This window comes from Vibrio rotiferianus CAIM 577 = LMG 21460 (genome assembly GCF_002741985.1).
GTDB classification, from domain to species: Bacteria; Pseudomonadota; Gammaproteobacteria; order Enterobacterales; family Vibrionaceae; genus Vibrio; species Vibrio rotiferianus.
This window is the reverse complement of sequence record NZ_APHW01000101.1, coordinates 1-26,013: the sequence shown is the minus strand read 5'-3', so window position 1 is coordinate 26,013 and position 26,013 is coordinate 1. Positions and strand designations below refer to the sequence as shown.

17 protein-coding genes and 3 pseudogenes are annotated in these 26,013 nt (G+C 46.3%); 17 read left to right on the top strand and 3 right to left on the bottom strand.

What is annotated here, in order from left to right; genetic code table 11:
- Positions 1-417 precede the first annotated feature (417 nt).
- From B853_RS17280 to B853_RS17245, 8 genes and pseudogenes are all read left to right on the top strand, one after another.
- Positions 418-1,713 carry a carbohydrate porin gene (locus B853_RS17280; RefSeq protein WP_010453550.1) on the top strand — a complete coding sequence of 432 codons (1,296 nt, stop codon included), beginning with the start codon at positions 418-420 and terminating at the stop codon, positions 1,711-1,713.
- A gap of 391 nt (positions 1,714-2,104) precedes the next feature.
- Complete coding sequence (locus B853_RS17275; protein WP_010453548.1) at positions 2,105-3,109, top strand: LacI family DNA-binding transcriptional regulator; 1,005 nt, start codon at positions 2,105-2,107, stop codon at positions 3,107-3,109.
- A gap of 22 nt (positions 3,110-3,131) precedes the next feature.
- Positions 3,132-4,379 (top strand): ABC transporter substrate-binding protein, encoded by a 1,248-nt coding sequence (locus B853_RS17270; RefSeq protein ID WP_038886126.1) that lies wholly within the window; start codon positions 3,132-3,134, stop codon positions 4,377-4,379.
- A 62-nt stretch (positions 4,380-4,441) separates the two neighbouring features.
- Positions 4,442-5,430, top strand: a pseudogene (locus B853_RS17265) (carbohydrate ABC transporter permease).
- 1 nt (position 5,431) lies between these two features.
- On the top strand, positions 5,432-6,316 hold the full coding sequence (locus tag B853_RS17260) for a carbohydrate ABC transporter permease (RefSeq protein WP_009706754.1): 885 nt from the start codon (positions 5,432-5,434) through the stop codon (positions 6,314-6,316).
- A gap of 25 nt (positions 6,317-6,341) precedes the next feature.
- Positions 6,342-7,691, top strand: a complete 1,350-nt coding sequence (locus B853_RS17255; RefSeq protein WP_038886125.1) for a GH1 family beta-glucosidase — start codon at positions 6,342-6,344, stop codon at positions 7,689-7,691.
- On the top strand, positions 7,691-8,785 hold the full coding sequence (locus B853_RS17250) for an ABC transporter ATP-binding protein (RefSeq protein ID WP_010453536.1): 1,095 nt from the start codon (positions 7,691-7,693) through the stop codon (positions 8,783-8,785). Before B853_RS17255 ends, B853_RS17250 begins: the two co-directional genes overlap by 1 nt.
- A 141-nt stretch (positions 8,786-8,926) precedes the next feature.
- Positions 8,927-9,975: pseudogene (locus B853_RS17245) on the top strand (LacI family DNA-binding transcriptional regulator).
- On the opposite strand, the gene B853_RS17240 reads toward B853_RS17245, so the two are convergent.
- A complete protein-coding gene (locus B853_RS17240; protein ID WP_038886124.1) occupies positions 9,951-10,730 on the bottom strand; it encodes a type 2 periplasmic-binding domain-containing protein in 780 nt (259 codons plus the stop codon). The pseudogene B853_RS17245 and the gene B853_RS17240 sit on opposite strands and share 25 nt — an antisense overlap.
- A gap of 525 nt (positions 10,731-11,255) precedes the next feature.
- On the opposite strand from B853_RS17240, the gene B853_RS17235 reads away from it, so the two are divergent.
- The 6 genes and pseudogenes from B853_RS17235 (at position 11,256) to B853_RS17210 (ending at position 20,432) form a co-directional block, all read left to right on the top strand.
- A complete protein-coding gene (locus B853_RS17235) occupies positions 11,256-12,890 on the top strand; it encodes an ABC transporter substrate-binding protein (protein ID WP_038886123.1) in 1,635 nt (544 codons plus the stop codon).
- 103 nt (positions 12,891-12,993) lie between these two features.
- A complete protein-coding gene (locus B853_RS17230) occupies positions 12,994-13,968 on the top strand; it encodes an ABC transporter permease (RefSeq protein ID WP_005428401.1) in 975 nt (324 codons plus the stop codon).
- 8 nt (positions 13,969-13,976) lie between these two features.
- Positions 13,977-14,969: an ABC transporter permease gene (locus tag B853_RS17225; RefSeq protein ID WP_045392221.1), complete on the top strand. Its 993-nt coding sequence runs from the start codon at positions 13,977-13,979 to the stop codon at positions 14,967-14,969.
- A pseudogene (locus B853_RS17220) lies at positions 14,966-15,918 on the top strand (ABC transporter ATP-binding protein). The gene B853_RS17225 and the pseudogene B853_RS17220 overlap by 4 nt, the downstream one beginning before the upstream one ends.
- Positions 15,919-15,931: 13 nt before the next feature.
- Complete coding sequence (locus B853_RS17215) at positions 15,932-16,915, top strand: ABC transporter ATP-binding protein (RefSeq protein ID WP_038887921.1); 984 nt, start codon at positions 15,932-15,934, stop codon at positions 16,913-16,915.
- A 67-nt stretch (positions 16,916-16,982) separates the two neighbouring features.
- Complete coding sequence (locus tag B853_RS17210; protein WP_038887920.1) at positions 16,983-20,432, top strand: hypothetical protein; 3,450 nt, start codon at positions 16,983-16,985, stop codon at positions 20,430-20,432.
- Between the two features lie 90 nt (positions 20,433-20,522).
- Here B853_RS17210 and B853_RS17205 read toward each other — a convergent pair whose 3' ends face one another.
- Positions 20,523-21,527 carry a LacI family DNA-binding transcriptional regulator gene (locus B853_RS17205; RefSeq protein ID WP_010453519.1) on the bottom strand — a complete coding sequence of 335 codons (1,005 nt, stop codon included), beginning with the start codon at positions 21,525-21,527 and terminating at the stop codon, positions 20,523-20,525.
- A gap of 388 nt (positions 21,528-21,915) precedes the next feature.
- Between B853_RS17205 and B853_RS26280 the strand changes: the two genes are divergently transcribed.
- The 3 genes from B853_RS26280 (at position 21,916) to B853_RS17195 (ending at position 25,556) form a co-directional block, all read left to right on the top strand.
- Positions 21,916-22,845 (top strand): glycoside hydrolase family 16 protein, encoded by a 930-nt coding sequence (locus B853_RS26280; RefSeq protein ID WP_211285388.1) that lies wholly within the window; start codon positions 21,916-21,918, stop codon positions 22,843-22,845.
- Positions 22,836-23,918 carry a putative glycoside hydrolase gene (locus B853_RS26275; protein ID WP_211285387.1) on the top strand — a complete coding sequence of 361 codons (1,083 nt, stop codon included), beginning with the start codon at positions 22,836-22,838 and terminating at the stop codon, positions 23,916-23,918. The genes B853_RS26280 and B853_RS26275 overlap by 10 nt, the downstream gene beginning before the upstream one ends.
- 342 nt (positions 23,919-24,260) lie before the next feature.
- Complete coding sequence (locus B853_RS17195) at positions 24,261-25,556, top strand: carbohydrate porin (protein ID WP_010453515.1); 1,296 nt, start codon at positions 24,261-24,263, stop codon at positions 25,554-25,556.
- A gap of 194 nt (positions 25,557-25,750) precedes the next feature.
- On the opposite strand, the gene B853_RS17190 is transcribed toward B853_RS17195, so the two are convergent.
- Positions 25,751-26,013: transposase (locus tag B853_RS17190; protein WP_143700817.1), on the bottom strand; the 263-nt coding region annotated here is incomplete at its 5' end.

Genomic DNA, 26,013 nt, shown 5'->3' with positions numbered 1-26,013 from the left:
ACATGGAAAGTCTAGAAGTACTTTGTGTGATGTGTTGAGTATCAGTAGTTAACTGTGAAGGTGGTCATATTTAGCTTGGTGATTTCTGTTCAATCTGTAAATTAATTACCGTTATTGAAATCTTTCACAATGCTGAAAAGTTTCAACGTTGCGGATGCTTTTGCTCATGAAATACTCGAAAAGGTTGTGATGCAATCATGGGTATTTGATGAAATGAAAGCGATTTCAAATTGTGATTTATCTTTGTTTTACTTTTATCTACTTGTTTATTAAGGTTGAATCTTAAGTTAGGTTTCATGTGTTGTTTCATGTCATTTGGCTCGCTATTGACCTGTGAAGCGGTAGCGGCTTTTCACCCCTTTCATTCCTTAATATCCCTATTGAAATAACAACACATACAAATTTTAGGGATATAAAATGAAAAACTTTAAAGTTTTACCTCTCTCTCTTGCTGTGGCCGCTTCGCTTGCTTCTCTACCTTCTTTTGCTGCTGATGCCGATGTTGATGCATTAGAAAAACGCATCCAAGAGCTGGAAACGAAACTGGAAACGGGTTACGTCTTTGACCAGCAACCGGCCGTTCTCTCTTCTGAAACAGAAGTCCCACTTGGAATTGTTTTCTCAGGCTACGCTCGCTACGGAGCGGGTTATCAAGGCAGTGACGCTCTGACCGTTGGTACTGCGGGGGCATTGAACTCGAATGCGACTGGTCGTCTTGGTAATGAACAAAACGGTGGTGAATTCCAATTAGCAAAAGCATTCAAGAGCGATGGTGGTGCGATTTGGGATTTGGTCTTCATGTTAGATCACTGGGCGGACGCTTCATGGGCTGACGATGGCGGCGTAAACGTGAAGAAGATGTATGCTGGAGCTTCTAATTTATTTGAATCCCAACCTGATTTGTATGTGTGGGCAGGTCGTGACTTCCACCAACGTCCTCAAACAGACCTAAACGACTACTTCTGGATGATGCACGATGGCCAAGGTGGTGGTTTCTATAACCTAGATTTAGGCGGTGTGAAGTTTGACTTCAGTGCAGTAGGTCAAGTGGAAGGTGACATGGTGGGAGACAATGGCCGTTATGCACTGACCAGTAAGCTACACGGTATCCAGCTAGGTGAATCTGCAAATCTCAGTGTTTATGCGAACTACGGTTTTGCGTCTGAAAAACTAAAAGATGAGGATGTGGGCGATGTTACCGCTTACCAAGTGGCAGGTGAACTATCTGCTGCAGGCCAACGTTTGATTGTTCGTTACTCGGACAATGCAAAAGACAGTGTGTTTGACTTAGCTGAAGACCAAACCGCGTTATTAGTGAGCTTTGATGGTAGTACCTCAATCACAGACAAAGCGGGTGTTCAATACTTAGCGGCATACCAGTCATTGGAAGTAGAAGGCAATGAAAGCCGTGTGAACTACAACGCGATTGTTCGCCCTACTTACCAATGGAACGATATTCACTCTACTTGGCTAGAAGCTGGCTACAGCGTGGTGGATTACGATGATATTGACGCTACTAATAGCTCTTGGAAAATGACGCTATCGCAAAATATGGCAATCGGTCCTGAAACCTGGTCTCGTCCAATGCTACGTTTCTACGCAACAGTCGGTAACGCAGACAACGAATACACAGGCTTTGACTCCAATGGCGACAAGGTGGCAACCGATGTAGATACTCTAACGGTTGGTGCAATGTTTGAAGCTTGGTGGTAAGCCCTACCTAGTTAATTACTGTCCATGTTATACCCAAGTAACGCTCTGAATCCTGCATATTGAAGTCACTTGGGTATCAAGATGGTAAACACTTAAGGCAGAAGTAACAGGTGTTTACTATCCATTTATCTCTTAACTCTTATGTTTTTGCCTCCCTCGCGGAGGCTTTTTTTCGTTAAAAGGCTGCGGTCTATGTTGTCTCATGAAACAGTTTCATGGGTGAAAAGAAAACTGCAAGTAGCCTCATTATTTATCAAATTACTCAATTTAGCCCCAAACTTGTTGTGAACTCTCTCACGCTAACCATCCAATGGATATTGAATAATTGCTTTATGAAAGCGGTTTCGAGAGTGATGAAACTCGTGATGTGCAGTCAGTAAAGAGGTTTCTTGTGGCGACGATTAAAGATGTATCTGAATACGCTGGCGTTTCTCAGGCTACGGTTTCTAGGGTTGTAAATGGCTCATGCCGAGTTAGCCATGACAAAAAGCTAAAAGTCGAAAAAGCAATCAAAGAGCTAGGGTATCGTCCCAACTCTATTGCACAAGCACTAGCATCCAGCCGCACTGGCAGCATTGGTATCATCGTTCCTGAATTGGGTGGCCCATTTTACTCAGGTATTTTGCACAGTATTGAAGAGCGTCTGCGCCGCATGGGTTACCACGTGGTTGTGACGGCAGGCTCCAACACGGAACAAAGTCAGCGTGAATCGGTAGAGTTTCTGCTTGGGCGCCGAGTGGACGCCATGATTCTGCACACACAGAGTCTTTCAGATGATTATTTGATCGATCTTGATAGCAAGGGGATACCGGTGGTTTTAGTCAACCGTTATATCCCTGAAATGGCACACAGCTGCATCGAGATCGATAACGAATTTGGTGGCCGAATGGCGACCGAATACTTGTTGCGAATGGGGCATCGCAACATTGCATGTATAACCGGACCTCTGGACAGATCTGACGCACGGGGGCGTCTACAAGGTTACCGCAAGGCTCTTGAAGAAGCGGAAATTGCGTATGACGAAGCGTTAGTGTCCGAGGCCGGTTTTACAGAAGAATCTGGCATCAGTGCGATGCGTAAATTGCTTAAGCGTGAAAGCGGTTTCACTGCAGTATTTGCATGTAATGATCACATGGCATTTGGTGCTTATGAAGTCTTAAAAGCAGAAGGAATATTGGTGCCTGAGCAAATCTCGCTTGTCGGGTTTGATGACATCTTATTTGCACGTTACCTAACGCCAGCCCTTACCACGGTTAACTTCCCTATAGAACAGATGAGCGCAGAGGCGGTGCAACTTGTCATCCAAGCGCTGAACAAGAACAAACGTGATGTGAACTTCAAACTCACTCCTAACTTAGTGCCAAGAAGTTCGGTCAAGGAACTGAATACTCTCTAGAACAATAATTAAGGACAACAACATGAAACTGAAAACTTTGACGCTTGCCATGACTGCTGCACTTGGTGTTGCTGCGACGGTAAACGCTGCCGACGAAACTAAAATCCGCTTCGATGGCTTTCCTGACTTCGATAGTAGCTTGAAAGTTCTACTACCTGATTTTGAGAAAGAGACGGGTATTAAAGTTGATTACCTAATGAATAATCATGGCGACCACCATACGAAGCTGACAACCAACTTGGCGACGGGTTCTGGTGCAGGTGATGTGATTGTTGTTGATGTAGAGAAGATTGGCCCATTTGTGGCGTCAGGCGGTTTGGTGAACTTGTCTGAGAATTATGGCGCTGATAAGTACGCAGAGAGCTTTGCTCCTTACGCATGGGCGCAAGGCAAAGGTGCTGACGGTGATGTGTACGGCATGCCTGTCGATTTAGGTCCTGGCGTTATGTACTACCGCACAGACATCTTTGAAAAAGCGGGCATTGATATTAACGAAGCGATCAAAGATTGGGATTCTTATATCGCCGCAGGTGAAACGCTGAAAAAGCAAAATGTACAGCTAATCGCTTCGGCAGCGGACGTTGCTCAAGCGATCATCTTCACTACAGTTCCTGAAGGTGAAGGTCTGTACTTCGACAAAGATGGCAACCCAGTTGTGACTTCTGAGCGCTTTGTGCACGCATTCGAAGTGGCAAAAGAGATCCGTGACAAAGGCTTGGACGGTCGTATTCTGGCGTGGTCAAACGAATGGTACGAAGGCTTCCGTAACGGCACATTTGCGACTCAGCTTTCTGGTGCTTGGCTACTTGGTCACCTAAACAACTGGATTGCGCCAGAAACAGCAGGCAGCTGGGGCGTGTCTAATCTTCCTGATGGTATTTACGGAAGCTGGGGTGGCTCATTCCTATCGATTCCAACCCAATCTAAACACCAAGATGAAGCGTGGAAGCTGATCGAATACATGACAACCAAGCGTGATATTCAGCTTAAACACTTCGAAACCATAGCAGCATTCCCTGCGAACACCACGACTTACGACGACCCAATGTTCGAAGAGAAAATCGAATTCCTAGGTGGTCAGCAAGCGCGCCTATTGTTTGCTGAAGTGGCGCAGAACATCAAGCCAGTGGCACCAGCGAAAGGCGATCACGTTGCTCGTTCAATCATCTTAGAAAACGCACTGATGGAAGTGCTGGATGAAGGTAAAGATATTAAGACAGCGCTTAAAGAAGCTGAGCGCATGATTAAACGTCGTACGCGTAATCTGTAATTTTTGCCAATACTTAAGGCAAGGAGGGGGCATGTCCCCCTTCTAGGTAAGAGGTCGTTACTATGAATCAGGCAGCGAGCAAGGTTATGGAAACATCACAGCGTGAGAGCATTTTTTCTCGTCTAAATTTGAAAGCGCTTACACCGTATGGATTCCTATTGCCGTTTTTGATTATCTTTTCAGTATTCGGAATTTTTCCGTTGCTGTTTTCTATTTTTCTTTCTTTTCATGAGTGGAACCCAGTCGAGGGGTTGGGGCAATGGACTATGTGGGGTTCGAAAACTACCACATTGCACTGACAGACCCGTGGCTGTGGCGCTCACTGAAAAACACGCTTTGGCTAGCTATCACATCAGGTGTGGCTCAGCACTTAGTTGCTTTACCTGTGGCGTACATCTTGGTGTCGCTGGGTGACCGTTTCCGTCATTGGCTGACATCGGCGTACTTCCTACCGTTCATCACATCTACGGTGGCAGCGTCGCTTATCTTCTTCAACATGTACTCGCCAAACTCGGGCATCATCAACCAAAGCTTGATGGCACTGGCAGACAGCACCTTGTTTGGTTGGGCATTCTCTTGGGTGAACGACTTCCAGCCAATTCGTTGGTTAGATGACGCGACCATGGTGAAGCCTTCCATCGCCATCATGGTGTTCTGGAAATACACCGGTTTCAACATCGTGTTGTACACCACCGGCTTGATGACGATTCCTAAAGACATCCTAGAAGCGGCACGTATGGACGGTGCAAACGCATGGCGTCGATTCTGGAGCATTTCACTACCAATGATTCGTCCATTCATCTTCTTTGCGGTCACCATGACCATCATCGGTAACTTGCAGTTGTTCGAAGAACCATTTGTTCTAACGCGCGGTACTGGTGGTACGGGTCAGTCTGGCTTAACCATCTCTATGTACCTCTATAAAGTGGGTTGGGAATGGTTAGAAATGGGTACAGCGTCAGCAATTTCATGGCTGCTCTTTACCTTGATTGCAGGCTGTACAGCGGTTCAATTCTTCTTCTTCGGTAAGAAAGGTCTAGGGGAGCAATAAGATGAGTACTAACACTTTACCTGCGGCGCAGCGTTGGCGTCCTAGCGATCGCAGCATCGAGATCTTCACCAAAGTATTGATGGTGATGCTCGGCTCCGTACTGATTGTTTCTGCCATCATGACGGTATTCCCGTTCATTTGGTCGGCGTTACTTTCAACCCGTGACCGTACCGAAATTTTTGGTACAGGCATCAGCTTTGCCATTGGTGATAGCTTAGCAGTCAACTACGCCAAGCTATTGGAAATTATGCCTTTCTGGCAGGCAATGTTTAACTCCATCTACATCGCGTTCCTAGGCACCACGATCTCATTGCTGTTTTGTAGCATGGGCGGCTATGCGTTTGCGGTCTACAAGTTCAAAGGTAAAAACGTGCTGTTTGGCATGCTGGTTGGCTCGATGATGATTCCGCCAGTATTGAGCCTGATCCCTTACTTTATGATCGTGAAGTTCCTTGGTTTGCTCGATAACCACTTAGCGGTTTGGCTACCATTTACCACTACACCATTTGGTATTTTCTTGATGCGTCAGCACGTGGTGGCATCGATTCCGAAAGAGCTGTTAGAAGCGGCGAAACTGGATGGTGCGGGGGAATTTAGAACTTACTGGAGTGTGGTATTGCCACTGATGAAACCGGCGCTAGCGACGCTTGCTATCGTGCAGTTCGTCTTCTTCTGGAACATGTTCATGCAACCTCTGGTAGTACTGACTACGCCAGAGAACTATGTGATTACACAGGCACTGCGAAGCGTGCAGGGCATTCCAAATACGCCATGGGGCGCGGTGATGCTAGGTACTACTATCTCTATTCTCCCGTTAGTAATTACTTACTTATTTGCTTCGAAACAGATGATTAGCGGTCTGACATCAGGCGCTGTGAAAGGTTAAGAGAAATTTAAGGCATAAAAATATAATGAATAAATTCCAATTACCCCAAGATTCTAAAATGCGCCGCCCAGAGTTTCTATTTGGTGTCGCGACCTCTTCTTACCAAATTGAAGGAGGTGCAGAACTTGGCGGACGCACCCCATCGATTTGGGATACGTTCTGCAACAAACCTGGCGCCGTCGATAATGCTGATAACGGTGATGTGGCGTGTGATCACTTTCATTTATGGAAACAAGACATTGAGATGATTCAAGGTCTTGGTGTAGATGCCTACCGTCTTTCGATGGCATGGCCACGCATCCTGCCAGAAGATGGCAAGGTGAATGAAGAAGGGCTGAAGTTCTACGAGCAAATCATCGATGAGTGTCATGCTCGCGGTTTGAAAGTGTTTGTCACCCTTTACCACTGGGACTTGCCTCAATACCTTGAGGATAAAGGTGGCTGGCTTAACCGTGAAACGGCCTACAAGTTTGCAGAGTACGCGGATGTGGTTAGTGCTTACTTCGGTGATAAGATTGATTCTTACGCAACATTGAACGAACCATTCTGCTCTGCTTACCTAGGTTACCGCTGGGGTGAGCATGCGCCAGGTATCAAAGGCGAACGTGAAGGCTTTTTGTCGGCACACCACCTGATGTTGGGCCATGGCTTGGCGATTCCACACATGCGTAACAACGCACCAAACGCGATGCACGGCTGTGTGTTCAATGCGACGCCCGCCTACCCATACACAGAGGCAGACGCAGAAGCGGCAGAATACAGCGATGCAGAAGGTTACCACTGGTTTATGGACCCAGTGTTGAAAGGGACATACCCAGAAACGGTACTTAAGCGCCAAGCACACAACATGCCGATGATTCTAGAGGGTGACCTCGATATCATCCGTACTGACCTAGACTTCATTGGCATCAACTTCTACACCCGTTGTGTGGTGCGATTTGATGCGAGCGGCATGCTAGAGAGCATTCCTCAACCAGAAGCAGAGCATACGTTTATTGGTTGGGAGATTTACCCACAAGCACTCACCGATCTATTGCTGCGTCTGAAAGTGCGTTACTCAAACCTACCGCCACTGTACATCACTGAAAACGGCGCGGCGGGCGATGATCACCATGTAGCGGGCCAAGTGAATGATGAACAACGTGTGCGCTACTTCCAATCGCATTTAGAAGCGCTGGATGAAGCGATCAAAGCAGGCGTTAATGTGAATGGTTACTTCGCTTGGAGCCTAATGGATAACTTCGAGTGGGCGTATGGCTACAAACAACGTTTTGGCATCGTACACGTTGACTACCAAACTCAAGAGCGCACCTTAAAGCAGAGTGCGATTGCGTACCGAAACATGCTGCTAGAGCGAGCTGAGGAGAACAAATAATGGCTAAAGTAGAATTCAAAAACATCAAAAAGTCTTACGATGATGTAGAAGTCGTCAAGCACTTCGACTTTACCGTGCAAGATGGCGAATTTGTGGTTTTCCTTGGTCCGTCGGGTTGTGGTAAATCGACCACACTGCGTATGTTGGCGGGTTTAGAAAGCATCACAGCTGGTGAGATTTACGTTGGCGATAAGCTGATGAACAAAATCGATGCCAAAGACCGTGACCTTGCGATGGTGTTCCAAAGCTACGCGCTTTACCCACACATGACGGTTTACGAGAACATCGCTTTTGCGCTTAAGCTAAAGGGCATGCCGAAAGATCAAATCGACGTTGAAGTGCGTAAAGCGGCGAAAATGCTGGAGTTGGATGCACTGTTGGATCGTAAGCCGAAAGAGCTGTCTGGTGGCCAGCGTCAACGTGTGGCGATGGGACGTGCGATGGTGCGTACGCCAAAAGTATTCTTGTTTGATGAGCCATTGTCTAACCTTGATGCCAAGCTGCGTGGTGTGATGCGTGAAGAGATTAAACACCTTCACCGTGAACTGAAAACGACGACGATTTACGTAACTCACGACCAGATTGAAGCGATGACATTGGCGGATCGTATCGTGATTCTGAAAGATGGTTATGTGGCTCAGGTTGGCACGCCAACAGAAGTGTTCCAACGTCCTGCAAACAAGTTCGTAGCACAGTTCATCGGTAACCCATCAATGAACATGTTGGATGCGAAGTTGGTAGGCGAAGAAGGTAATTGGGAAGTGGAACTGGGTGATGTTCGTATTCCTCTGCCAGAGCGTTTTAAAGCCCATGCGTCTAAGAACCTAGCGCTGCACTTTGGTGTTCGTCCTACGGACATTCATTTACGTTCAGAGCAAGTGGATCACGACCGTGTTCTGCCGTTCCCGGTGAAAATCAAAGACAAAGAGCTATTGGGTGCAAGTATTCTGTTGAAGACGGAAATTGCGGGTCAGCCATTAATGGTGGAAACACAAGCGGCTGAAGTGGATGTGGATACGCTGACTCTATACTTGGACTTAGATGCGATTCACCTGTTTGATGCACTGAGTGAAAACTCACTCGCTACGTTCTAACCAATATGAACTAGTGAGCGAAGAGTCAGTGTTTGTGCACTGGCTCTTTTTGTTTATAAGGAATTACTTAATAACATTGAGTGGACTGAATTCGTCAATTATATTTTTATAATTAGGGTCTGGTGGACTTTCTGGATGATTATGAATAAGAAAAAACGCTCGCCATCCATTTACGATGTGGCCAAATTAGCCGGGGTTTCCCCGAGTACCGTTTCACGCTATTTGAATCGTACTACCTTCATTTCTAAAGAAAAAACGATAGCGATAGAAGGCGCGATCAAAACTCTCGATTACAAACCGAATTACCGTATGAACCAAGGTTTAAATGCTCGCACCATGACCATAGGTGTGCTGGTTCAAAATCCGGAAAGTCCGTTCACTAGTCGTATTTTTAACGATATGGAACGTTTTTTGGGACCAAAAGGTTACTCCTTAATTATTGCTTCTGGGTATTGGCAGCATAGTATGCAGCTTCAGGCGCTTGAGTATTTGGAAAAGAGCAACGTAGACGGTGTTATTGTGGTCGCTGGTAGTCTGACTGAGCAGGAGTTAATCGAATACTCACGGAAGATTCCGGTCGTTGCTGTGGGGTATAACTTTACCAGTGAAAAGCTTCAATCAGTGAATATTGATAATGTGCTTGGCGGCCATATGGCAACGCTGCATCTGTTGCAACAAGGCCACGTGAATATCGCACATATTAAAGGCTTACTTAACCAGCCAGATGCGGTTGCTCGCTTCGTCGGTTATAAGAAAGCACTCACCGAAGCGGGAATTAAAGTACGAAACAATTTAATAAAGCAGGGCGACTTTAGCAGCGAGACTGGCTATGACCGAACGGTAGAGTTGATTGAATCGAAAGTGCATTTTTCCGCACTGTTTGCAGCCAATGATCAGACCGCCTATGGTGCAATAAAAGCATTACACGATCATGGGATAAAAGTACCGGAAGATGTTTCGGTGATCGGTTTTGATGATTTACCCACTTCCAAGTTTTTCACTCCTGGCTTAACAACATTGCGCCAGCCCGTAGAGGAAATTGGTGTTGTCTGTGCGGAGTCAATTTTAAGCCTACTGACTGGCGAGAAACGCAGTACGCGACTCCCCCCCCGATAGATCTTATCGTAAGGGAGTCTACAGTATCTAAATTCCGCCCTAAGGAGTCTCAGATAGGTAGTAAGTCCGATTGATAGTAAGCTAATTCACTAGGGAGTATTGGATTTGTTAAATGGAATACACGGCGCTGGTGGAGCTTGATTGCTCGTACATCAGTGCCATAGGTATTTTCAAACAGAGTATCTAGCTCCCCACTGTTTTTACATTGCGCTAAGCCTTGTTCAATATCCGCCAATAAGCCTGCTTGCTCTGGATGACAATAAAATACCAAGGGAAATGGGTAGTAGAGCAAAAGAGTAGGTTCTACAACTAAATCAGGTACAAGGTGCGCGTATTGCGTCACGATGGCTTCAGCTTCGTTTGCTCCCAGTGCCATGTAATCCGATTCTCCATTTTGCACCGCTAGCAATCTGTCTTCTAAACTGCCTTGTTCAATAACCTGGTATTGGTTAGTGCGAAACAAGTCGGCATCAGCCCAAGTCGCGGGAATACTAACGCTGAGCTGTTTGAGCTGCTTTTCACTTAATACACTAAATTCATTCAGCCTGTTCTTGTGGATAATCAAAACACGGCAACCTAACAAACCACGACACAAAGGCTCGGGCAACATCAAATACGAGCCCTGATTGAACTTCTTGTTTCCTGCGACCGTTACTAAAACATCGGTTCCTTGGGAGAATACTCGTCCCTCTTGTTCAGCCTTTGGATAATCCGTTACATCATTGTTTAGCTTAAGGTTTGGCTTAATTTTCTGTAGTGCGAGTTGCAATACTTTCCATTCAAACTGTTGTCGAATAGTGGATTTATTGCCATTCCAAAATTGTACCATTACCTCTTCCTCGAATTTACCTAGGTTAGATTATGATTCCATCATCAATTTCCAATTGAAAGCGCTTTCTTGGTGTGTCGTGAGTATTTGTGCACTTGCGCACGACACCGCTGCGATGATGGGATAGTGAATGGCGACTTTTGGGCCTCTGTCTCTGAGTAAGTTTAGTGAAGGTTTAAACTTGCATGAGCTCACAAAATATAAGGATATGCCTTTGTTTATAAGTTGTTGAATTTTATATGTAAAAAATGAAAGTGAGATCTTGGTTGTTTTTAAGTTGTTGAATGTATTGGTTTTATTTGATTGTGATCCGAGCTTTGTTTTTATGGGTCTATATTGAACAAGAAGAACTTTTTGACGAATATTGCCCTTGATAAGAAAGCGCTTTCTTGTTTGTGGTTTGAGCCCGTCGATGCGAATAAGAGATTATTTTGCTGATGACACCACATCTTAAAGTTGCTTTATTTTTTGAGAATCAAAGAAAGCGCTTTCTTTTCGTATTCAACATTATAAAAGGACAATGTGATGCATAAGAAAACTCTGCTCGCTACATTTGCTGCCAGCATGATGCTTGCTACTGCCGCTCAAGCGGACACCATCAAACAAGGTGGTACGCTGACGGTGCCAATCATCAACACCGGGTTTGTTGAAAACTTTAACCCATACACTACTAAGGACACGTTACACGGCATTATGTTCGAACCACTGTTTGTGTTGAACAACATGACGGGGGAAACACACTATCGTTTGGCTGAGTCGGTTGAATATTCCGATGATCTAAAAACCATTACGCTAAAACTACGTGACGGCTTGAAATGGTCTGATGGTGCGCCATTAACGGCGGAAGACGTGGTGTTTAGCTTTGAGTTAACCAAAAAATCTCCAGCATTTGATGTCAAAGCGATTTGGCCAACGGGTAACCTAAAAAGTATTGAAGCGAAGGATAAGCAGACAGTTGTATTTGATTTAGCAGAGCCGGATTCTACTTTCCTTTGGAGTATCGGTGCTTACCACATTGTCCCTAAACACACTTGGTCAACGGTATCGGATTACACAACGTTCACCAACCCAAATCCGGTGGGTAGCGGTCCAATGACAACCGTTAAGTATGTGAAACCACAACAAATGGAGCTGTGTCGTAACCCTAACTACTACCTAGAGAATCGCCCTTATCTAGACTGTGTAAACTTCCGTTCGTACAACGACAACTCGCAGATCCAACCGGCTCTGATCAAAGGCGAAATCGACTGGGGTTCAAACTTTATTGCTGACGTTGAGTCAACCTTTGTTGGGCAAGACAAAGAAAACAACCACTTCTGGTACCCAGCGAATGATGCGATTCACTTGTACGTAAACACTAAGAAAGCACCGTTTGATGACCTGCGCGTACGCCAAGCTCTGTCTATGGCACTAGACCGTGAAGCGATTGTTGATATCGCGGCTTATGGTTATCCAACCGTGAACTACAACGTCGGCGGTATTGCCGAGCTGTACAAAAATCACATTGACGAAAATGTGAACAAAAAGTACGGCCATCTAACGCAATACGATGCGAAGAAAGCGCAGAACTTGCTAGATGAAGCGGGCATTGTTGACCGCAATGGCGACGGCTTCCGTGACAATGCTGATGGCTCAACGGTTGAGTTCGATATCGAAGTGGTTAACGGCTGGACGGACTGGATTCAAGTCGTGCAAATGGTGACGGAATACTTCGCGGATGTGGGCATCAAAGCCAACGTGAAAACCGTTGACTGGGCCGTATACGACAAGAACTTGAAAGACAGTGCGTTCACTATGTCAATCAACTGGTCAATGGTGTCGGATAACCCAATCCTTGCGTTCCAAGAGTACTACCACACTTCACGTATCGGTAAAGGCTTCCATGCTGGCCACGGTGTGCACTCTCCTGAAATCGATAAGCTGATCGACAGCTTCGGTAAAATTGGTGATGCAGAGAAACAGGAAGCGATCATCTCTGAACTTCAAGAGTTCACGGCAGAGAACATGCCATTTATTCCGCTGTTCTCAAACCCAACTTGGTTCCAATACAGCACGAAAAACATCGTTGGTTGGCCAAGTGAAAAAGACCCTTACATCCAACCGGTTTGGTATGACGGCGGCAAGCGCGTGATCATCCTGAACAACCTACACCTGAAATAACTAGCAGTTTCAATTTGTAGGTAGGTTTTTTAATTAACATCGGAGCCGCAACCGTAATTGCAAAAGTAAGTGCTTGTTGTGGCTCGTAAGTTAAAGGTTTGATATGTCGTTTCTAGCTCGCCGATTTGGCTTTTATTTTACTGCCTTTCTGATTGCGATCTCTTTCAACTTCATGTTGCCGCGCTTAATGCCAGGTGACCCAGTTGATGCCTTGTTTGCTGCGGCGCAAGGTCGAATGGATCCTGCTCAGATGGATGCTGTACGTGAGATGTACGGCTTCGTTGATGGCAACATTTTTGTGCAATACATCGCTTACATGAAAAGTGTATTCACGCTTGATCTTGGTCCATCGGTTTTGATGTTCCCTGTTAGCGTATCTGAAGTGATTGCGATGGCACTGCCATGGACCATGTTCCTAGCGCTTGGTTCTCTTATTGTGGCGCTGATTATTGGTGTGAGTATTGGTACTTATGCCTCTTACCGTCGTGAAGGACTGTTTGGCCAAATCGTGCCGCCAGTACTGGCCTTCATCAGTAACTTCCCTTACATCGTTACTGCTTTATTGCTGTTCTACTTCTTCGGTTTGAAGATGGAATTGCTGCCGTTGGCTTACACCTATGACCCGTCGTTGGAGCCTGGCTTTAACTGGGAATTCATCAGCAGTGTCGCGAAACACGCAATCTTGCCAATGGGCTCAATGGTCGTGGTTGGTATCTCGACATGGGTGTTCAACATGCGTAACGCGATGATCAATGTGCTAGGTGAAGACTACGTCACCATGGCAGAAGCGAAAGGCTTAAGCAGCTACAAAGTGATGAGCCGTTACGCAGGTCGTAATGCGATCTTGCCTGTTGCAACAGCGATTGCGATGGCGATTGGTTTTTCATTCGCTGGCTCAATCATGACTGAGGTGGTGTTCAACTACCAAGGTTTGGGCAACATTCTGCTGAAGGGCATCGTGGCGCGTGACTACCCACTTATCCAAGCCATCTTACTTATCTTAGTAACGGCGGTTCTGACTGCCAACTTCATTGCCGATCTGCTGTACGTGTGGCTTGACCCACGAATTTCGAACTAAGGTGCATCATGGAAAAAATAATCAAAACCCCAACGCCTTCAGAGCACGATGAGTTAATGACTCGTGAGTCGAAATTCTCTTGGAAGCGAATCAAAAAAAGCTTCGGCAAAGTGTACGCTTTTTTCTATGGCAACCCGCCTGCCATTATCGGTGGCTTGCTACTGTCGATTGTTTTAGCTGGTGCGATTTTCGCTCCTGTGCTAGCAACGCATGACCCTGATCGTCGTGTTGCAAGACCACACGTCGCTCCGAATGCAGAGCACGTACTTGGCACTACTCGTAGTGGCCGTGATGTCTACAGCCAAGTGTTGCACGGTGCAAGAAAGTCACTCACAGTTGCGATTTCTGCTGGTGTGATTGCGATGAGCTTAGCCGTTATTATCGGTGTCTCTGCAGGCTACTTCGGCGGCAAAATCGATGAGCGTCTTAACTTCCTAACTAACGTTTTCTTGGTGTTCCCTCAGCTACCCTTGCTGATTGTGCTCGCCGCTTTCTTAGGGCAGGTGGGGTCCCTCGTCATCACCATATTGCTCGGGATAACTTCCTGGCCTTGGGGAGCGCGAGTGATTCGTTCGCAAACCATGGCGATTCGAAGCAAAGAATTCATTATCTCGGCAGAAGTGATGGGCGAATCAAAAATCCGCATCATTTTGGTCGAAATCCTACCAAACCTAGTCTCGATCGTATTTGGTGGTTTCTTGGGCACGGTGATTTACGCAATGGGCTCAGAAGCTGGCCTTGGCATTCTAGGCTTGGGTGATGCAACGGAAGTGAGCTGGGGCTCGATGTTGTACTGGGCACAAACGTCCTCGTCTCTATACACCGGCGCTTGGTGGGAGATGTTAGTTCCAGCCATGGCACTGGCAATCACAGGTGGTGCACTGGCACTGATCAACATGTCGATTGACCAAGTGAGTAACCCGAAACTTCGTACTGGTCCACACATCAAGCTGTGGCACAAACTGAAAAAAGAAGCAGATAAGCGCCGAGGTCTAAGATGAGCAACTTATTAGAAATTAACAACCTATGCGTCGATTATGTGTCACCAAACGGTGTAGCGCGTGCGGTGAACAACGTCAGCATCAGCATTGCTCCGGGGGAAACGCTCGGTATCGCTGGTGAGTCTGGTTGCGGCAAAAGTACCTTGGCATTTGCTATCTCACGTTTGCATAAAGCACCGGCTCTGATCTCTGAAGGGGAAATTCTCTACAAAGGTCAGGACGTGCTGAAGATGAACGATAAACAGCTACGCAACTTCCGTTGGAATGACGTGTCTGTGGTGTTCCAAAGTGCAATGAACTCTTTAAACCCAGTGATCACCATTGGTGAGCAGTTGACTGACGTGATTCTTGCGCACCGAAAAGTGACTTACCAAGAAGCGTATGACCGTGCGGTTGAGCTGCTTGGTGTAGTGGGCATTCACGGCGACCGCATGGCGAGCTTCCCACACCAATTGAGTGGTGGTATGCGCCAGCGCGTGGTGATTGCAGTTGCGCTCGCGTTAGAGCCAAAACTGATCATCATGGATGAACCAACCACCGCGCTCGATGTGGTGGTAGAGCGTGAAATCCTTAATGAACTTTACGAGCTGAAGAGCAAATTTGGCTTCTCGATTCTGTTCATCAGCCATGACTTGAGCTTGATGGGCGAAATCGCAGACCGCATTGGTGTGATGTACGCGGGCAACTTAATTGAACTTGGGGATGCGAAGAACGTATTTGGTGATCCTCAACACCCATACACCAAAGGTTTGATTTCTTCATTCCCAACCATTCATGGACCGAAAGAGCGTTTATACGGCATTCCGGGTAACCCCGTGAACCTACTGAAAATCCCGCAAGGTGTAACTTCCAAGCGCGTTGCAATGCATGTTTTGCAGAGTGTCAGAAGAGCGATCCAACCTTGGTGCCAGTCACAAACGGCAACCTAGTGTCATGTCATTTGATGTAAACGGGAGAGAATAATGGATAACGTAACAAACCCAGAAGTGATTCTCTCAGTTAAGAATCTAGTGAAAGACTTTCCTATTGGTCAGTCTGCAAAAAGCAACCTGATGCGAGCGGTGAATGACGTCACGTTTGAACTGCGCAAAGGGGAAGCACTGGCTATTGTGGGTGAATCTGGCTCAGGTAAAAGCACTGGCGCACGCGTTCTGACGCGCATCTACGACAAAACCGATGGTGAGGTAACGTTCAAAGGCCAAGAGTTGGGTGAATACATTCAAGAGCACGGCGAGCTGGAATACGCGCGCCAAGTGCAGATGATTTTCCAAGACCCATTTGGCTCGCTGAACCCAGTTCATACCATTTACCACCATATTGCACGTCCGCTTCTGATCCACAAACGTGCGGAAAAAGACGCGATTCCAAAGTTGGTTTACGAACTGCTTGAGCTAGTTGGTCTGTCTCCGGTGAAAGAAACCGCAGAAAAATACCCACATGAGCTAAGTGGCGGTCAGCGCCAACGTGTTGCGATTGCTCGTGCGATTGCCGTCGATCCTGAAGTGATTCTGGCGGATGAACCTATCTCAATGCTCGACGTGTCAGTTCGCTTAGGCATTTTGAATTTGATGTCGGATCTGAAAGACAAGCACGGCATCTCTTTCATGTACATCACCCATGACATCGCGACCGCGCGTTACTTCGCGGAAAAAACCGCCGTCATGTACGTGGGTCATATGGTCGAGTGGGGTGACAGTGATAGCGTGACACAAAATCCGCAACACCCATATTCCCAGTTATTGCTCTCAGCAGTGCCAGAAGTAGGAAATTCAGGTAAGCGTGAACTGATGGCGAAAAAAGGCGACATTCCGCTTTGGAAACCAAGTAGCGTGGGATGCCCATTTGCGACTCGTTGTTTAAAGGCGACAGAGGTGTGTACTCAATCAGTGCCTGACGCAACAAAAGTGGCGGAGAACCATTACGCACGTTGTCACCACTTAGGATAAAAACTCGAATTAGCTTATTAAAAAAAGCGTAGAAAGAAAGCGCTTTCATAATTATTGGAAGAACATTATGACTTTTGAACATTATTCTTGCCCAACCGTAGAGGGAAGCTTCGTCGATTTGGACGGTGAGCGATACTACAAGATTTCTCATGTCGACCAAATGAACCCGTTTTTCATCAGTGTCGTGTCAGCCAGTGATCATTGGCTGTTTATTTCATCCACGGGCAGCTTGTCGGCGGGGCGTATTCGTCCCGAGAACGCGCTGTTCCCATACAAATCCGTCGATCATATCCACGAGAACGCAGAAAACACGGGTTCAAAAACCATCATTAAAGTCGCTAGTGGACAAGGCGTAGCGATGTGGGAACCGTTCAACCGCCATCATGATGGCCTGTACCAAGTTGAGCGTCATCTGTATAAAAACACCATTGGCGACAAGATTGTTTTCGAAGAGCTTAACCACACGTTAAAGCTAAAATTCCAATACAGCTGGAACACCAGTGAAGAGTTTGGCTTTGTTCGTCGCTCGCAAATCACCGATCTGTCAGGCACAACTCGAGAGATTGAGTTGATTGATGGCCTGCAGAACCTATTGCCATCGGGCGCGCCACTGTCTGCGTTGCAAACTCGTAGCGCTTTGGTCGATGCCTACAAATGGAATGAGTTGCTTGATGGCAGTTCACTAGCGCTCTTTACCATGTACGCAAAACTGAGTGATCGCGCTGAGCCAGCGGAATCTTTGCTCGCAACGACCGTGTTCAGTGTCGATAACGATTACGGCCAGCGCTTATTGAGCAGCAGCCAAGTGAGCGCGTTCCGTCAAGGTCGTGAAATCCAAAACGAAACTTTGACTAAAGGCGTACGTGGTAGCTACTTGATTCACAAGTCTATCAAGCTAGAAGCAAACCAAAACAAGTCTTGGTTAATCATCGCGGATATCGATAAGAGCCATAGCGATGTGACGTCGATGCGTAATCGCCTTGCGCAGCCAGTGAACATGACACAGCAAGTTGAACAGAGCATCGCTGCCAACCAACAAGAACTGATCAGTTTGATGTCTGGTGCGGATGCGTGGCAAATCACCGCAGAAGAAGAGACCAGTGTGCACCACTACGCGAATGTGCTGTTCAATAACATGCGTGGTGGGGTATTTGAGAACAATTACACCCTAGACAAAAAAGATGTGTTGGCGACGATTCGCAATGCCAACCGCCTTGTGTTTGAACGTCATGCTGCGCTGTTTAATGACCTGCCGGAGCAGTTTACCCATGCTGAGCTTGTGAGCCTTGCTAAGCAGAGTGAAGACGCTCAGTTAGTCCGCTTAAGTTACGAATATCTGCCACTGACGTTTGGTCGTCGCCACGGTGATCCAAGTCGTCCTTGGAACCACTACGAAATCAAGCTGAAAGACGACAATGGCGAGCGTTTGCTTTCTTACCAAGGTAACTGGCGTGACATCTTTCAAAACTGGGAGGCCATTGCGCTGAGCTATCCTGGCTTTATTCAATCGTTCCTAGCCAAGTTTGTGAATGCATCCACAATGGATGGTTACAACCCATACCGCATCACCAAAGATGGTATTGACTGGGAAATGCTGGAGCCAGATGACCCATGGAGCAATATCGGCTACTGGGGCGACCATCAAATCATTTACTTACTGAAGTTCCTAGAACTGGCAGACAAGTATCAGCGCGATGATCTGTTAGCGATGATGCAAACGGATGTGTTCAGCTACGCGAACGTACCTTACGAGTTGTGTGATGTTGAGAAGCTGTTCGTCAATCCAAAAGACACCGTGACGTTCAATGATGAGTTGCAACACAACATCGAACAACGCGTATCTGCAATGGGCAGCGATGGTCGATTGGTGCTTGGTAGCGACAACGACGTGTACATGGTCAACCTGACTGAGAAAGTCCTAGTACCACTGTTGGCGAAACTGAGCAACTTGGTACTTGATGGCGGCATTTGGCTCAATACTCAGCGACCAGAGTGGAATGATGCGAACAACGCGATTGTGGGCAATGGCTTGTCGATGGTCACGCTGTACTACATGCGTCGCTATGTCGCATTCTTACAGCAACTGTTGGCAGATGCACCTGTGTCGGTCAGCATGTCTAAAGAAGTGTTTGAATGGCTACTTTCAACGACTCGTATCTTGTCGGAAGCGGCAAAAGAGATTCGCCAAGAAACCGTAACTCGCCAAACTCGCAAAGCGATCCTGACTCAGTTGGAGAAAGCCGCCGAAGATTTCCGTCAACGCGTATACCGTGTGAATGGCTTCTCGGGCAAAACCACCGTGGAAGCATCGGCTATCAAGCAGCTACTTGAGGTGAGTTTGACTGTGCTGGATTCGAGCATTGCTAGCAACTTGCGTGAAGATGGTCTGTTTAACGCCTACAACATCCTGACTTACTCAGCGGAAAGCTTGCAGGTGGAAGAGTTGTATCCAATGTTGGAAGGCCAAGTAGCAGCCCTGAGCGCCGGCGTGCTGACACCAGCGCAAGCGGTGAACTTGCTGGATAATCTGTTTGCCAGCGAGATGTACCGCGAAGATCAACACAGCTTCATGCTGTATCCAGATCGAGACTTGAGTGCATTCATGAACAAGAACAGCTTAACAGACGCGCAAATCAATGCGGTGCCGGTGTTAAGTTCGATGCTGAGTAAGGGCGATCAACGCCTAGTGAATGCGGATGAGCAAGGTCATTTCCACTTCCATGCAAGCTTAGAGAACAACGGTTATCTTAAAGCGCAGATTCAGCAACTCCGTGGTGAGTATGCTGATGTGGCTGAAGAAGAATGGGAAGCGATTGAGGCCCTATACGAAGATGTGTTCAACCACAAAGCGTTTACTGGCCGCTCAGGCACTATGTTTGGCTACGAAGGTTTGGGTTGTATCTACTGGCACATGGTTTCTAAGCTGTTGCTTGCGGTACAAGAAAACTACTTGGCAGCGCGTGAACTGGATGCTGATAGCGAAGAGACGCAAAAGTTAGCGGAATACTACTACCGAGTTCGCGCTGGTATTGGTTTCAACAAAACGCCAGAAAACTACGGCGCATTCCCAACAGACCCGTACTCTCACACACCAAAGCATGCTGGTGCGCAGCAACCAGGTATGACGGGGCAGGTGAAAGAAGAAGTGATCACGCGCTTTGTTGAACTGGGTATTTTGGTTGAAGAGGGCGAGATTCGTATCGACCCACGTTTGCTTCATCGTCATGAGTTCTTGACCGAATCGGCATCGTTCTCTTGCCAAAGTGTGGCGGGTCAAACGCAAAGCTATGTGGTTGAGAAAGATCAGTTGGCGTTTACGCTTTGTCAATTGCCGATTATTTATCAACTAGTCGAGTCTAAAGCTCAAGCGGGCATGGTTTTCACTCATTCAAATGGCAAGCAGTCAGTAATTGAAGGTTTGGTTATCCCGAAAGCACAAAGTAATGCGATCTTTGCTCGCTCAGGCGAGATTGAGAAAGTGATTGTGTCGATTCCAAGCTCTTTCTTGAGAGCGTAATACACTTGATAAACGAAGGCCCCGATACCATTCGGGGCCTTTTTGTATTTGCTTTAAGTTGGAAGAGTATCTGCCGCAGATACAAAGAAATTAACGTTTACCGACGGACTCTCGTACAACCAGCTCAGGTGTTAACTTGTGCTTTATTACGCGCTCTTGCTTGTGGACTAAAGCAATCACTCCTTGAGCTGCTTCATATCCCATCTCTTGAACAGGGAAGTTTACTGTGGTCAGTTTTGGTCGAATATGTTGACTGTGGCTGTCGTTATCGAAGCCGACAACAGAAATGTCCTTACCAATCTCCAAGCCGCGTTCGTACGCGACGTCATACACCGCGAGAGCGATGTTGTCGTTATGACAGAAGATGGCGGTAATTTCAGGGTCACGGTCAAGCAATCGTCGTGCACAAGTATGATTTAAACCACGGTCTTCATGGTCAAAACGACCTTCGACAATTAAGTTGCTGTCGTACGCAATGCCGTGTTCACTAAGAGCATTTCGATAACCCTGTAAGCGATCTCGGCTATCAATTTTGCTTAACTGACCTGTGATACAAGCCACTTTGGTGTGGCCATTTTCAAGCATGTGTTTTGTTGCTAAGTAGCCACCTAATTCGTTATCGATAAAGATGCACTTATCTGCAACCTCGGGAATGTAACGGTTGAGTACGATGGTAGATGGTGTCTTCTCAATAACCTCAATCAATTCATCGTCTGACAGCATGTCTGAATGAATGATCAAACCGTCGACTTGCTTAGAACGCAGGAAGTTAATTGAATCGATTTCACGTGAATGTGATTCTAAACCGCTGGTCACGATTAGGTGGTTGTTGCTTTCTCTAACGGTGTTTTCCGCATGGTGCATTAAAGGGCCATAGAAAGGGCCGTCTAAAGAGCCAACCAGCATACCGATGCTATTTGATCGGCTAGATGCCAAGGCCTGAGCAAACGCATTTGGTTTGTAGCCAAGCTTTTCTATTGCTGCAAATACCTTTTTTCGGTTTGCTTCTTTTACCGTTGGGTGACCATTTAGTGCTCGTGAGACGGTAGATTGAGAAACTTTTGCCAGCTCAGAGACTTCTTTAATCGTGATCAATGGGAAGTACCTTATCCATTCTAATTATTGAACTATGTTACTCGCCGTTCCCTATTCCTCATAGGGAGTACATCACATTTGTCGACTTGATCGCGCTCTGTGCGAGTGATATCCCCAAGCACCTTGAGGTTACTTGGGGATAATCGGTTTATAAATTAAGCTCAAATGTGAACTGCAGCAATAGAAAGTGCTTTCATAGGTGTTGGGATCACATACACCAAGCCAAACCATTACTAGACTCTATTAATTGAAAGTCATTGTATGGTTATTCATATGCTTATGGAATTAAACCATACCTTTAACGTTTATTGTGAGATGGATTATCCATCTTTTTTATTGTACGCACAAGAAAGCGCTTTCTTGTGCGTGCTAATTAGGAGAAACGAAAATGAAAAAGGACGTATTGGTTGTTACCACCAGCTTGCTGTCTCTGTCTCTAGTTGGGTGTAACAGTAGTTCTAGTGACACGGTGGATCCGAGTGTTGGGACCGGCTGGGCATTAGTTTGGAGTGATGAGTTTGATGGCGAAGAAATTGACAGTGAAAAGTGGAATCACGAGAAGAACTGTTGGGGAGGAGGCAATGCTGAGCAGCAGTGTTATGTCGATGATGCTAAAAATTCATTTGTTCAAGATGGCAAGCTGACCATTCGAGTGATAAAAGGTGATACCACGGGGCCAGACAGTGTAGAAGGGTCGGATGGTTATGGCGAAACGTTGACGACACTACCTTATTCTTCCGCTCGTTTACGAACGATGAATAAAGGTGATTGGAAATATGGGCGCTTTGAGGTTCGTGCGAAATTACCCCTAGGACAAGGCACTTGGCCTGCAATCTGGATGCTACCAACAGATTATGTGTATGGAGGATGGGCTGCATCAGGGGAAATTGACATCATGGAAGCCGTCAACCTGGGTACCACTTATCAGCATGAAGGAGTCGAGAAAAGAGAAAATCGTGTCCATGGTACCCTTCATTATGGTAAAGCGTGGCCGAACAATGTTTACTCGGGTGAAGAGTACGATTTTGGTGATGAGAACATTAGCCCGGCCGATGATTTTCATACTTACGCCATTGAGTGGGAACAGGGTGAAATCCGCTGGTATGTGGATGATGTCCACTATGCGACACAAACCAGTGAAGGCTGGTGGAGCCACTACCAGGATGATGAAGGTAATTGGATAAGTGGTGCTGAGGATGCGCCATACAACCAGAAGTTTCACCTGATTTTAAATCTTGCTATGGGGGGGGAAGTTGGCCGTCATCCGTCAATGATGGTGGGATTGATGCAAGCATTGAACAAGCGGAAATGCAGGTAGATTACGTACGCATTTATCAATGCAGTGTCGACCCTGAAACAGGTAAAGGTTGTGCGACACCGGCGTCTGACGACGCGGTTACGAATGAGGGCGTTGTAGAACCAAATTTCCCGAAGGAAGTGGATCTTTCTGCTATGTCGCTGCCATTATTTGCAAGTGGTGACTTGCTAGATGGCTTTAATTTAAATGGTTGGGATGACGGCAGTAATGATACCCGAACCATTGCTGATAACCTGATTAATATCTCGATTGTTGATAACGGCAATGCATACATCGAATCACTTAATGGTGCACTCGATATGAGTGAGTTTATTGATGGTGATTTGAGTTTTGATTTGAGCTTGGTGTCGGGGAACGCTAGCGCATTGTCGGTAAAAATGGATAGTGGTTATCCAGCGTTAGCTCCTATTGATATCCCATTCGCACATTTACCAGCGGTAGGCGAGTGGCGGTCATTTGTTTTCTCTGTTAATGACTTTATTGCTGCAGGTACCAATGGTTTTTCCATCACTGGCGTAAGCAACCCCGTGGTATTTGAACCCGTCAACAATGTTGATCTCGCGTTTAAAGTCGACAACCTGGTGTTTACCAAGCCTTTGATTATCGCGACTGACAGCATAGTAGAAGGGTTTACATTGGATGGTTATACCGCTGATGCTCCTGACAGCCGTAACTTTTCAGATGGGGTGCTCGATGCGCAGTTTAGTGGTGCAGGAAACCTATTTTTTACCGCTGAGTCAGCACTGGATATGAGTCGATACGCAAACTGGGTGTTAAAGTTTGATATCAATATTGTTGATTTAGGCAGCAATTCAGATGTCTTGATAAAGATGGATAGCGGTTGGCCAAATGTGAGTGATATTGCGTTAGCTGATTCCCCTCAAGGGCTACTGGCTGATGGGCAATGGCATACATACGCTATTCCAGTTGTTGACTTTATTGCTGCGGAGAATCGTTTCTCACCAGGAAGTCAATTTGATGTGAATAGCGTAACCAACCCATTTGTTTTAGAAGGGCTAGGTGGAGAAAACCTACACGTTAAATTACGCAATATTCGCTTTGTTGCACCCTAATTGACACGATTGAATTGAGATTATGAATCAAAGCTCATCTTACAAGATGAGCTTTTTTGTTAATTGACGGATCAATCATTCAACTCAATGATCAAACCTTTCAATGATGTGATCTACACACTAAGAAAACGCTTTCTTGGTGAGTTTGATCACTTTTTAGCTCGATTTTTGTCCATATAATGCCGTCAAAAGCGTTAGGGAATAGCTTTTTTGCTAATGGTTTGAGGATTTCTGTCTTTTTCTCTCAAATCTGGCTCAATTTGCTCATTTTAGGCAAAAAAATTTGCCCCATTAAGAAAGCGCTTTCTTGGAAATGCAAAATATAATAATGATGGAGTTATCATGAAAAACTTTAAAGTTTTACCTCTTACCCTAGCAGTGGCGGCTTCGTTTGCTTCTCTACCTTCTCTTGCTGCAAATTCTGATGTAGAAGCGCTTGAAAAACGAATTCAAGAACTAGAAACGAAAATCGAATCTGGCTACGTTTACGATCAACAACCAGCCGTATTAACACCAGAAACAGAAGTTCCTCTGGGTATCGTGTTCTCTGGTTACGCTCGTTACGGCGCGCATTACCAAGGCAGCGACGCTCAAACCGTAGGTACGTTCGGTGCATTGAATGCGAATGCAACAGGCCGTTTAGGTAACGAAGGCAACGGTGGTGAGTTCCAGTTAGCGAAAGCGTTTAAGAGTGATGGCGGTGCGATTTGGGATATCGTTTTGATGCTAGACCATTGGGCTGACTCTTCTTGGGCTGATGATGGCGGCGTAAACGTGAAGAAGATGTATGCTGGTGCAACAAACCTATTTGAGTCGCAGCCAGACCTTTACGTTTGGGCTGGTCGTGACTTCCACCAACGTCCACAAACAGATTTGAACGATTACTTTTGGATGACACACGATGGCCAGGGTGCGGGTTTCTACAACCTTAACCTAGGTGGGGCGAAACTGGACTTCGGTGCTGTAGGAGAAATCGAAGGTGATATGGTTGGCGATACAGGCCGTTACGCAATCACCAGTAAGCTACACGGTATTCAGCTAGGTGAATCTGCGAATCTAAGCCTATATGCGAACTACGGCTTTGCATCAGAAAAGCTCGATGGTGATGACTTGACGGCTTACCAAGTTGCAGGTGAGTTATCCGTTGCTGGTCAACGTTTAGTTGTTCGTTACTCTGATAACACCACAGACAGTGTTCTTTACAGCCATATGTTAGAAGAAGGCAAGAATGCCCTGCTAGTGAGTTTTGATGGCGGCACTTCTCTTACTGACAAATTAGGTGTGCAATACTTGGCTGCATACCAATCGCTTGAAGTTGAAGGTACAGATAGCCGCGTAAACTACAACGCGATCGTTCGTCCTACTTACCAATGGAACGACATCCACTCTACTTGGCTAGAAGCAGGTTACAGCGTTGTGGATTACGATGACTTTGATGCTACGAATAGCTCTTGGAAAATGACACTGTCACAAAACATGGCGATCGGTCCTGAGACGTGGTCTCGTCCAATGCTACGTTTCTACGCAACAGTGGGTAATGCAGATAACGAGTACACTGGCTTTAATGACAGCGGTGAAAAAGTGGCAACTGACGTAGATACGCTTACGGTTGGCGCAATGTTTGAAGCTTGGTGGTAATCACCTTTTAGTTCTTAACTCAGATGCGGTTCTTGGGGAGCCGCATCAAATCCCTTTAGCAATATGCGAGAACATACATAGTTTACTTAACATTATGGCGTTGTAAGTGACTAAGTACATAACGGGGGAGCTCGATTATATTGCAGTGGATGGTTGCCCATTCATAGCCGCTGGCATAGCGGCTTTTTTTAGGTTCATCGCGGCTTTCCGGGGAAAGCCGCTTTTATCTTTAAGAAGAAGTAATCAGTATCTCGATAGCCATATCCCATCCGCTTAATTAACTTTATCTTGTTATTTATCCCTTCAAGCGTACAGGTATTCAGCGGGTAGCTTGCTGAAGCAGTGATCCCATGAAGGTATGGACGGAGCTTTCGAGCGAACTCTTTGAGCGGCTTAATTCCACTCTCATTCACTTGTCCCAACCATACCTGCCACAGGTTTTTAGCCTGAAGTTCAG